The following is a 10,399-nucleotide window of genomic DNA, read 5'->3' as shown; positions in this document are numbered from 1 at the left end:
GCCGCACGCGGCAGCGCGGCGTCCACGCGGGACACGAAGTCGCGCAGCGGTTCCGGCCGGGGCAGGGCGCCGATCCGCCCCAGCCCGGCGTCGCCCGGCGCGGGCACCAACGCGAACACGTCGAACGCCGGCTCCTCGTAGGGATGGGCGGCGCGCATCGCCGCCAGCACGGCTCCCCGGATCCGCGCGGGCGCGACCACCTCGAACCGATCCTCGGCCACCCGCTCGACGGTGCCGACGCTGCCCACCGCGGGCGACGCCCCTTCGTGCGGCAGGAACTGGCCGATGCCGCTGACACTCCAGCTGCAGTGCGAGTAGTCGCCGATGTGCCCGGCGCCGGCCTCGAACACGGCCGCCTGCACCGCTTCTGAGTTCTCGCGCGGCACGTAGACCACCCACTTGTCGAGGTCGGTCGCGGCCGCGCGGATCCGGGGAGCCGTGCTGGCGGCGATGCGCGCCGCCCATCCCTACGAGGAGCCGGCGTTCGACGTGTTCGCGTTGGTGCCCGCGCCGGGCGACGCCGGGCTGGGGCGGATCGGCGCCCTGCCCCGGCCGGAACCGCTGCGCGACTTCGTGTCCCGCGTGGACGCCGCGCTGCCGCGGACGGCCTGGGGGGTCCGCGCGGCGGGCGATCCCGACCTGCCGGTGTCCCGGGTCGCCGTCTGCGGCGGCGCGGGGGACTCGCTGCTGGCGGCCGCGGCGGCCGCAGGGGTGCAGGCCTACGTAACGGCCGACCTGCGACACCATCCGGCCGACGAGCATCGCCGGGGTTCTGCTGTGGCGCTGGTGGACGTGGCGCACTGGGCCAGTGAATTTCCGTGGTGCCACCAGGCCGCCGACGTGCTGCGGTCCCGTTTCGGTGCGGCGCTGGCGGTGCGGGTGTGCACCATCCGCACCGACCCCTGGACCATGGGGCAGTGCGGCGACGAGACCGGGGGTGAGGCGTGATGAAGGCCGAAGTCGCTCAGCAGCGTTCGCTGCTCGAGCTGTCGAAACTGGATGCGGAGCTGTCCCGCATCACGCACCGGGCCGGCCATCTGGCCGAGCAACAGGCCTGCGAGCGGTTGCAGGACGAACTCAACGACGCCGCCGACCGGGTGGGCGCCATTCGGATCGCCTTGGAGGACATCGATGTTCAGGTGTCGCGGTTCGAGTCCGAAATCGAAGCGGTCCGCCAGCGCGAAGACCGCGACCGGTCGCTGCTGCAGTCCGGCGCCGCCGACGCCAAGCAACTGTCGGACCTGCAGCACGAGCTCGAGACGCTGACGCGTCGCCAGGGCAGCCTGGAAGATTCGCTGCTGGAGGTGATGGAGCGCCGCGAGGAGCTGCAGTCCCAATTGGACGACGCGCAGCGCAAGGTCGAGGCGCTGGAGACCGAACTTGCCGGCGCCCGGCAGGCTCTCGACGCCGCGCTCACCGAAATCAGTGCGGCTCGGGAGGCGCATTCGTCGCGCCGCGAGGCCCTGACCGCCGAACTGGACCCCGCCCTGGCCGCGCTCTACGAACGCCAGCGCGCCGGGGGAGGCCCGGGCGCCGGGCCGTTGCTGGGACGCCGATGCGGCGCCTGCCGACTCGAGATCGACCGGGGCGAAATGTCCCGCATCTCGGCCGCGGCCGACGACGACGTGGTGCGATGCCCCGAGTGCGGCGCGATCCTGTTGCGGGTCAAGGGCTTCGACCAATGAAGGTGGTGATCGAGGCCGACGGCGGCTCGCGCGGCAATCCGGGACCGGCCGGCTACGGGGCCGTCGTGTGGACCGAGGACCGCTCGACGGCGCTGGCGGAGAACAAGCAGGCCATCGGCCGGGCCACCAACAACGTCGCCGAATACCGTGGACTGCTGGCCGGTTTGGAGGACGCCCTGCAACTCGGCGCCACCGAGGCCGCGGTCTTCCTGGATTCCAAGCTGTTGGTGGAGCAGATGTCGGGGCGGTGGAAGGTCAAGCATCCCGACCTGGTCGAACTGCACGGCCAGGCCCGAACGCTGGCGGCGCGGTTCGACCGGGTCAGCTACACATGGATTCCGCGTGAGCGCAACTCCTACGCCGACCGGCTGGCCAACGAGGCGATGGACGCGGCGGCCGCCGGCGGCCTGGCGGAAGAACCCGAGGAGCGCGCGGCCGAGCCCCCGAAAACCGTTGTGCCGCAATCCCCGCAGGCGCCAGGCTGGACGGGCGCGCGCGGCACGCCGACCAGGCTGCTGTTGCTGCGGCACGGCCAGACCGAGCTGTCGGCGCAGCGCCGCTATTCGGGTCGCGGCAATCCGGCGCTCACCGAGGTGGGTCGCCGCCAGGCGGACGCCGCGGCGCGATATCTGGCCGAGCGCGGCGGGATCTCGGCGGTGTTCGCCTCGCCCCTGCAGCGGGCCTACGACACCGCGGCCCGGGCGGCCAAGGCGCTCGGCCTGGATGTGACCGTCGACGACGACTTGATCGAGACGGATTTCGGCGCGTGGGAGGGGCTGACCTTCGGCGAGGCCGCCGAGCGCGACCCGGAGCTGCACGGCCGCTGGCTGCGTGACACCGGCACCACCCCGCCGGGGGGTGAGAGCTTCGACGACGTGCTCGACCGGGTGGTGCGGGCCCGCGAACGGATCATCGCCGCGCACCCCGGCACGACGGTGCTGGTGGTGTCGCACGTGACGCCGATCAAGATGCTGCTGCGGTTGGCGCTGGAGGCCGGGCCGGGCATGCTCTATCGCCTGCACCTCGATCTGGCGTCGCTGAGCATCGCCGAGTTCTATCCTGACGGGGCCTCGTCCGTGCGCCTGGTGAACCAAACCGGGTACCTCTAGCCGGGGTAAGGAGACGTCGATGCAGCCGTCCGAGCCGATCCGTGAATCCGTCCCCGCGGATGTCCGGGCACGGGTGATGCCGGCGGTGCTCGACGAGCTGGCGCGCTGGGGTCTCGAGCGGTTCAGCATCGAGGCGCTGGCCGAGCGGCACCGCATCGACGCGGCCATGGTGTACCGGTACTGGGAGGATCGGCGCCAACTCATCGTGGATGCGGTGCTCTCCGACCTGGAGAGCGAGAGCGCGGGGACCGACACCGGGTCGCTGCGCGGCGACCTGGAGGCCCTGGCCCGCAACGTGACGAACCGGATCAACACCGAGGTCGGCCGCACAATACTGCGTGCGCTGGTGATGGACACCCGCGGCGGGCACGACGAAGCTACCCGGGTGAGATTTTGGATGGTGCATTTCGCCGCCGTGCGCGCAATCGTGGACCGGGCCAGGGAGCGGGGCGAGCTGCGCGAGGGCGTCGACACCCTGGCCGCCGTTCAGATCGTGCTGGCGCCGCTCAACATTCGCGCCCTGTACTCCGACGTTCCCGTCGACGACGGCTATTGCGCGGCCATCGTCGACATGGCGTGGCACGCCCTGGCCCGCCGCTGAGCCGGGTCGTACCATCCGCCTATGAGAAGGACAGCGGTCGCGACATTGGCCTTGGGTGTGATCGTCGCGTTGTTCGGTTTGATCTGGGCGCTGCAGGGATTCGGGGTGCTTGGCGGCAGCCCGATGAGCAACACCACGACCTGGTCCGTCATCGGTCCCATCACGGCGGTGATCGGCATCGTGATCGCGGTGCTCAGCTGGCGGAAGCTGTCGTCGAAGTAGGTGTCAGGCCCCGGTGACGGTGAAGTCCACCGTGTGCCAGCCGGTGGCGCCGTCGGGGACGCTGGCGGCCCTGTCCGAGGTCTGGGTGGCCCCGGTGTTGTCGGTGGCGCGCACCGTGATGGTGTGCCGCCCAGGGTCTTTCGCCTGCCAGGGGAAGCTCCACAGCCGCCACGTCTCGTTGGAGTAGCTGGCGCCCTGTTCGGCGGCCTGCCAGGCGCCGTCGTCGACGCGGACTTCCACGGACCGCACGCCGCGATTCTGCGCCCACGCCACGCCGCCGAAAACGACGGGACCCACCGGCACCCGCTGGCCGCTTTTCGGCACGTCGATCCGCGACTCGGTCTTGACGGGCGCGCGCGCCGCCCAGCCCTGCCGCGTCCAGTACGCCTCCGCCTTGTCGAAGCGGGTCAGCTCCATGTCGACGACCCACTTGGTGGCCGACACGTACCCGTAGAGCCCGGGCACGACCAGCCGGGCCGGATAGCCATGCTCGATGGGCAGGGGCTCACCGTTGAGGGCGACCGCCAGCAGCGCGTCGCGGCCATCGGTGAGCGCGTCCACCGGCGTTCCCGCGGTGAACCCGTCGATCGACGTCGAGAGCACCATGTCGGCTTCCGGACGCACACCGGCCGCGGCCAACAGATCGGCCACGCGATAGCCCGTCCAGACCCCGGTCGAAATGAGGTTGCCGCCAACGGGATTGGACACGCAGGTGAGCGTGGCCACCTTTTCGACCACCTCAAAGCCGGCGAGGTCGGCGAAGCCGTAGGTGGCGTCCCGGTTCACCATGCCGTGGATGCGCAGCCGCCAGTCGGAGTGACTGAGTTGGGGGACGCTGAGCGCGGTGTCCACCCGGTAGAAGTCGGCGCTGGGGGTGACAAAGCTCGGCAGCGCAACGCCTTTCGGCTGCACATCCGGGGGTATCGGGGGCGCCGGGGTGCGCGGTTTGGGCAGCGCGAAGCTGATGCGGTCGGCGGCGACCGAATGCGCCAACCGCGTGATGACAGCGCCCGCAACGCCACTCACCACGCCGAATCCGAGTACCCCGAGCACGACCAACCGGCGCCTGCCGGCATCCGGCTCGTCGTGGTCGCCGGTGTCTTCGGGGACCGGGCGTAGGCGGCGGGTGAGCAGGCGCAGGGCGGCGACGCCGCAGGCGGCGCCGGCGAGGGTCGGGATGGTGTCGAGCGCCGTCGCGCCCGGCCGCGACAGCACCGCGACGCAGCCGAGCGCGCCCGCCGCGGCGATCACGGCGCTCCCGACCGGGCGGCGCGGAGTCTCGAACGTCCCGGCGATGGCGGCGATCGCGGCGATCACCACCAGCACGGCCGCGGCGAGGAAGAGTTTGTCCGACGAGCCCAGCGTCTGAATCGCCCACTCCTTGACCGGGCCGGGTGTCAGGTCGACGACGGCCGTGCCGATCGCGGCCCGCGCGTCGGCCCGCGCACCGAACGGGATGCCCACCAGTTGGGCCACCCCGAGCGCGACCGATGCGGCGGCGACCCCCGCGATCATCCGATCGTTGGACGGCGCGGTCGCCACCGGATTCACTTTGGGTCTCAACGGGTCAGGGAGATGGCGCCTTCGGGGCAGTTTTGCTCCGCGGTGACGGCCTGGGCCTCGAGTTCACCGGAGACGTCGCCGACGAGCACGACGGAGTGGCCCACCTCGTCGGCGTCGAAGACGTCGGGCGCCAGCGTGTAGCAGCGGCCGTGCCCGGTGCAGCGGTCGGCGTCCACCGAGACGCGGGTCATGACGTCGGAAATACCAGCGGCAGCGCCTCCACCGAGCGCAGCGCGGCGGTGTAGGTCAACTGGGTGCCGGGCCTGATCTCGTAATCCGGTATGCGGCGATGGAATTCGCGCAGCGCGACCCGCAGCTCCATGCGGGCCAGGTGGGAGCCGAGACACCGGTGCGGACCACCGCCGAACGCGCGGTGCCGGTTCGGGTTGCGGGTGAAGTCCACCAGCTCCGGGTCGGCGAACTCGGCGGGGTCGGTGTTGGCCGCCCCCAGCAGCGGGCTGACCCGCTCGCCCTTGCTGATTGGACACCCGCCCACCTCGACGTCCTGAACGGCGACCCGGGCGACGCCCGGCACCGGTGTCTCCCAGCGCAACAACTCCTCGACGGCGCTGGGCAGCACGTCGGGCTGCTCGACCAGCTGGCGACGGTGCTCGGGATGGCGGGCCAGGTAGACGAAGAAGCAGTCGAGCGAGTCGGTGACGGTGTCCAGGCCGGCGATCAGGAACAAGAAGCAGATGTCCAGGAGTTCCTCGCGCGACAGCGGCTGGCCGGCGATGTCGGCCGCGATCATCGCCGACAGCACGTCGTCGCGGGGGCTGGCGATGTGGTCGTCGATGGCGCGGTCGAAGTAGTCGTAGATTTGTTGGGCGACCGCGGCGGAGCTCTCGTGGCGGCGGTCGAAGCCGGAGTCCCCCTCCGGGCGGATCACCCCGTCCTTCCATTCCAGGAACTTGTCGAGGTCTTCCAGCGGCAACCCGAGCAACTGCAGGAAAACGGTGCAGGGCAGGGGCACCGCGAACTCGGCGTGAAAGTCGCATTCGCCCCGGTCGGCGAAGCGGTCGATCATCTCGTTCACCAGTTCGGTGACGCGGGGTTCGCGGCGGGCCATCTCCCGCGGCGTGAAGAGCGGGTCGAGGATGCGGCGGTACTTCGCATGCTCGGGCGGGTCGATCTGCAGCGGGATCAGGGGCCGGACATTGCCCAGATCGACCGCGTCCATGTTCGACGAGAACAGTTCCGTGTGTTTGAGCGCCATCTCGATGTCGGCCAACCGGCTCAGAACGACCGCCTGCGGCGACCGGAACACCGGACTCGATTCGCGCAACGCCTTGTACATCGGCTGCGGTTCCGCGAGACCCGTCACCGTCTGGTCGACGAACCCTTCGGTATCTGTCATCTGGTCAGACTGGCACCAACACCCCGGTTGGGCAATGGTCTTCCCTCAGGCCGCGTCGTGGAAGATCAGCCCCATGGCGAAGCGCTCGCCGGACCGCACGACCGAGACACCGTGGCGCACCGGCGCCGCGGACCAGCCGCGGCTCGACGGCACCGGCCGCTCACGCGTGGTGAAAACGAACCCGTGACCCTGCGGCAATTGGGTTGCCGTGCCGCGGGATTGCGCACGCGCCCGCTGTTCCACGAGCAGGAATTCGCCGCCGGTGTAATCGGTGTCGGGATGGCTGAGGTTGATCACCACCTGCAGTGGAAAGACCAAGTCGCCGTAGAGGTCTCGGTGCAGGGCATTCCAGTCGCCGGGGCCGTACCTGAGCATCAGCGCGGTGGACCTGGTCTGGCCTGCCGCGTGGCAGCTGGCCAGCCAATCGTCGAGGCTGTCCGGCCACGGCGCGTCGCGGCGCAGCTTGCCCCACCAGTCGCGGGCTATCGGCAACAGCCTCGGGTACAGCGCCTGTTTGAGCTCCTCGATGGGGTCGGGATAGGGGGCGTGGAAGTAGCGATACTGCCCGGCGCCGTACCGCCTGGGCGCCATGTCGATGGTCGAGCGGAACAGGCCGTCGTCGTCGTAGAGCTTGCGGAGCCGGGCCGCCTCGCCGTCGGTGATCAACCGCGGCAGCAGCGCCCCGCCGTACTCGTCGAGCGTGGCGGCGATGGCGTCCCATTCGCCGGCGTCGACGCGCTTCTTCCACCGGGACATCGGCGTCCTTCCCTGTGCCTGCCTGCGTGGTCCACGATAGGGCCGCCGCGCGATGGTTGCTGGCCCCGGGATCGCGCGGGTAGTACCGTGGATCGTCGCGGACGAGTTGGCCGGGCGGCCGCGGACCGCCGCACGGCGGTTCGAGGAAAGTCCGGACTTCACAGAGCAGGGTGATTGCTAACGGCAATCCGAGGTGACTCGCGGGACAGTGCCACAGAAAACAGACCGCCACCCTCGCGGTGGTAAGGGTGAAACGGTGCGGTAAGAGCGCACCAGCATCCCGGGTGACCGGGGTGGCTAGGCAAACCCCACCCGAAGCAAGGCCAAGAAGGCCGCGCCGTGAGGTGCGGCCGCGCAGGCGTTCGAGGGTCGCTCGCCCGAGCCTGCGGGTAGGCCGCTCGAGGCACCCGGCAACGGTGTGTCCAGATGGATGGTCGCCGCTGCGCGTCCCCGGTCTCCGGTGGCGCGCGGAACAGAATCCGGCTTACAGGCCAACTCGTCCGCCCCGCTCAGCGCTGTGCCTTGCGCACCGCCTTGGCGAGCTTGCGCAACGCGTCGTCGAGCTGTTGCTCGCACCGCTCGGCCAGGTCGGCCTCCTGCTGGAAGAGCAGGCCGTAGGTGAAGGTGTCCTCGCCGGCGGCGTGCGCGGCTTCGGATTCATGCCGCAGGTGCTCCCGGCTGACCACGCTGTCCTGGTGGTCGCCGAGCAGTGACTGGACCGCCTTCGCTTGTTCGGACACCTTGTCCTCACCGGTGGCCGCGGCGGTGTAGCGAAGGCGCTTGGCCCGCTTGCGGATCCGGTGGATCGCCTCGTCGCGCTCGTGCGGATGGTCGGGGTGGTCTTCGTCGACCTGGGCTGCGGCCTTGGCGGCCTTGCGCACCTTCTTGTAGGCGGAGTCGATGGTGACCGGGGCGTGCTCCTCGCCCGTCGCGCTGCCGGGCGGTTGGGCCGCGATCTCATCGAGGGCGTCGAGCAGGCGGAAGTAGCGCTGCGACCGCATGGCCATCAGCGACCGGCGCAGCCCGGTCTGGTAGCGGCGCTGGGCGCCGCCGACCAGGCGCTCGTGCACCGGTCCGCGCACCAGATCGGCTGTCAGTCCGTCTAATTCGCGCTCGTAACGCTCCGCGAGCACCTCGGCGTCGCGGGCGATGCCGAGGATGCCGGCCAGTTCGCGCAGTTCGTCGAGGACCCAGCCGTCGTCGGGCAATCCGAACGACTCCTGGTAGTCGCGCAGCAGGCTGCGCAGCTTGCGGGTGGTGACCCGCATCTGGTGGATGGAATCGAAGGCGTCGGCCCGCACGGCGCGGTCCCACACCAGCAGTTCGCGGATCTGCGCGGCCACCGCGCGCTGCAGCGGGTGCTCGGCGGGGTCGGCGTCGGGTTGCGGTGTCGTGCCGAGCACCCGGGCCAGCTTGGAGGCGTGGCCGGCGGGTGCGGCGCCGGCGTCCAGCAGCCGGTTACCCAGCCGGTCGAGCAGCTCGGTGTCCGGTGTCCCGCCGGACTCGACGAGCTCGAGTTCCCATTCGCGCCACTCCTGCTGGGTGGGTTCCAGGTCGGCGTCCTCGGAGGTACGGGCCGACCACGCGGTGACGTGGTCGTTGCTGAACTCGGCCAGCGGTGCGCCGTCGGCGCCGTACAACACCTGGCTTTCGCGCCGGGTGGTGATGCGCGCGACCGGCACGAGGGGGCGGTCGCGGACGATCGCCAGCACGACGTCCATCAACTCCTCCGGCACCGCGTCGGCCCCGGACGCGTCCAGCGGCATCCGGACCTCGGTGCGCGCCTCGGGACCGGTGGGCAGCTTCAGGTGCCATCCCGCGTCGGTGCCGCCGGTCCGGCGGCGCAGGGTGACCTTGTTGCGGGCGAGGTCCTGGTTGGGCGTGTCGAAGTACGTCGCGTCCAGCGTCTGGGTCGGCGACTTGTCGACGTGCGCCACCGCGGCAATGCCTTCGAACGAGGGTGACACGGCGGACTCGCCGACATCGAACTTGCGCTCGACCTCTAAATGACGGGAGGTCTGCGGCGCTTTTGCAGGCATTTTCGGCTCCGTTGAGGGCGCGTCGCCGCGGCCTTGAACGTCGGGGACGGTGGTGATGGGCTCCCATAGCCTGCCATACCGCGGCTACGCGAATGGCGGCGATCGCCGCCACGCGCCGTGGGCCGGCCGTCGAGAATCGGGGTCGGTAGATCAGCCGGGCGACGGATCTTCGCGCAGATGCATCGCCAGGCCGCTCAGCTCGCGAATCGCCTGAACCTCGGGATCGCGGAAGGGCCGTCCGTCGGGCGCCAGCAGGTCGTGGAACCACTCGGCCGGCACGGTGGGGTAGGGGTGCTCCCATGAGTCCCAGGGGAATACGGTCTGGGTTTTCCCGGCGACCAGTCCCCAGTTGAACGCGCCGACGTTGTAACGCTTGGCGACGGGCAGGATGCCCTCGACGGTGCTGCCCAACGACCGGGCCATGTATTCGGTGCACAGGATCGGGCGCCCTTGGGGTGTGAGCTCGGCGATGCGGCTCTCGAACTCTCCCGGCTCGGCGTAGGAGTGGAAGGTGATGACGTCGGAGTTGTCCAGCTGGATGCCGCTGATCACGCTGCGGCGCCCCGCGTCGGCCCACTCGCCATCCCAGACTCCGCTGGTGAGCGGCTGGGACGGATCGACCGAGCGGGCCCAGCCGAAGACTTGGGGGAGCAGGTCGGCGACGAGGTCGAGCTTGTCGTCCCGCTCGGCCGAGCGGTAGTACTTCGACGGATTGTCGGGCTCGTTCCACAGGTCCCAGCCCAAAACGCGGTCGTCGGTGCGGAACTGCGTCAGCACCCCGGTGACGTAGCCGCGCAGGGTCTGGACGTAGCCGCGGTCACCGAGGCGTTCCGCGCCCGGGCTCTGTACCCAGCCGGAGTTGTGTACGCCGGGCGTCGGCGCGCGCTGCGGACCGGCTTCGGGGCGGGGATCCCAGCAGGAGTCGAACAAGACGAACAGCGGCTTGATGTCGTGGCGCGCCGCGATGTCGACGAACTGGGCGACGCGGGCCTGGAATCCCCGACGGTCCTGCGTCCACAGCTGGTCGTGCAGGAAGACGCGCACCGAGTTGAGCCCGTTGGCGCGGG

10 protein-coding genes, 1 other RNA gene and 2 pseudogenes are annotated in these 10,399 nt (G+C 70.6%); 6 read left to right on the top strand and 7 right to left on the bottom strand.

All coding sequences use genetic code 11. From position 1 onward, the window contains the following. Positions 1 to 410: pseudogene (locus A9X05_RS19985) on the bottom strand (Nif3-like dinuclear metal center hexameric protein); the annotation flags it as partial. 1 nt (position 411) lies between these two features. Here A9X05_RS19985 and A9X05_RS19980 point away from each other — a divergent pair. The 5 genes and pseudogenes from A9X05_RS19980 to A9X05_RS19960 all read left to right on the top strand — a co-directional run. Beyond that, positions 412 to 948: pseudogene (locus A9X05_RS19980) on the top strand (Nif3-like dinuclear metal center hexameric protein); the annotation flags it as partial. After that, a complete protein-coding gene (locus tag A9X05_RS19975; protein WP_067783648.1) occupies positions 948 to 1,685 on the top strand; it encodes a zinc ribbon domain-containing protein in 738 nt (245 codons plus the stop codon). The pseudogene A9X05_RS19980 and the gene A9X05_RS19975, both read left to right, overlap by 1 nt. After that, entirely contained in the window at positions 1,682 to 2,794 is a 1,113-nt protein-coding gene (locus A9X05_RS19970; RefSeq protein ID WP_067783645.1) for a bifunctional RNase H/acid phosphatase, read from the top strand. Before A9X05_RS19975 ends, A9X05_RS19970 begins: the two co-directional genes overlap by 4 nt. Before the next feature lie 19 nt (positions 2,795 to 2,813). Next, entirely contained in the window at positions 2,814 to 3,395 is a 582-nt protein-coding gene (locus tag A9X05_RS19965; RefSeq protein ID WP_067757957.1) for a TetR-like C-terminal domain-containing protein, read from the top strand. 21 nt (positions 3,396 to 3,416) lie between these two features. Then, on the top strand, positions 3,417 to 3,617 hold the full coding sequence (locus A9X05_RS19960; protein ID WP_067757960.1) for a hypothetical protein: 201 nt from the start codon (positions 3,417 to 3,419) through the stop codon (positions 3,615 to 3,617). Positions 3,618 to 3,620: 3 nt separating this feature from the next. On the opposite strand, the gene A9X05_RS19955 is transcribed toward A9X05_RS19960, so the two are convergent. From A9X05_RS19955 to A9X05_RS19940, 4 genes are read right to left on the bottom strand one after another with little or no spacing between them, the layout of a single operon-like run. Continuing rightward, on the bottom strand, positions 3,621 to 5,132 hold the full coding sequence (locus tag A9X05_RS19955; protein ID WP_067758020.1) for a molybdopterin-dependent oxidoreductase: 1,512 nt from the start codon (positions 5,130 to 5,132) through the stop codon (positions 3,621 to 3,623). Positions 5,133 to 5,176: 44 nt separating this feature from the next. Further along, positions 5,177 to 5,371, bottom strand: a complete 195-nt coding sequence (locus tag A9X05_RS19950) for a ferredoxin (protein WP_067757963.1) — start codon at positions 5,369 to 5,371, stop codon at positions 5,177 to 5,179. Continuing rightward, complete coding sequence (locus tag A9X05_RS19945) at positions 5,368 to 6,537, bottom strand: cytochrome P450 (protein ID WP_067757966.1); 1,170 nt, start codon at positions 6,535 to 6,537, stop codon at positions 5,368 to 5,370. Before A9X05_RS19945 ends, A9X05_RS19950 begins: the two co-directional genes overlap by 4 nt. 45 nt (positions 6,538 to 6,582) lie before the next feature. Further along, the gene (locus A9X05_RS19940; RefSeq protein WP_067783643.1) at positions 6,583 to 7,293 is read right to left on the bottom strand and encodes a 2OG-Fe(II) oxygenase; all 711 of its coding nucleotides are present in this window, start codon (positions 7,291 to 7,293) and stop codon (positions 6,583 to 6,585) included. Between the two features lie 102 nt (positions 7,294 to 7,395). Here A9X05_RS19940 and rnpB point away from each other — a divergent pair. Beyond that, positions 7,396 to 7,796: RNase P RNA component class A (rnpB, locus tag A9X05_RS19935), an RNA gene on the top strand. A gap of 6 nt (positions 7,797 to 7,802) precedes the next feature. Here the strand turns inward: rnpB and A9X05_RS19930 are convergent. Together A9X05_RS19930 and A9X05_RS19925 are read right to left on the bottom strand one after the other, a co-directional pair. Further along, positions 7,803 to 9,332 carry a CYTH and CHAD domain-containing protein gene (locus A9X05_RS19930; protein ID WP_067783639.1) on the bottom strand — a complete coding sequence of 510 codons (1,530 nt, stop codon included), beginning with the start codon at positions 9,330 to 9,332 and terminating at the stop codon, positions 7,803 to 7,805. A 150-nt stretch (positions 9,333 to 9,482) separates the two neighbouring features. Further along, positions 9,483 to 10,399: 1,4-beta-xylanase (locus tag A9X05_RS19925; protein WP_067783637.1), on the bottom strand; the 917-nt coding region annotated here is incomplete at its 5' end.

This window comes from Mycobacterium sp. E3298, assembly GCF_001666895.1.
Classification (GTDB): Bacteria; Actinomycetota; Actinomycetes; order Mycobacteriales; family Mycobacteriaceae; genus Mycobacterium.
Note: the sequence above shows the minus strand (reverse complement) of the source record. Positions and strands in the feature narration are given on the sequence as shown.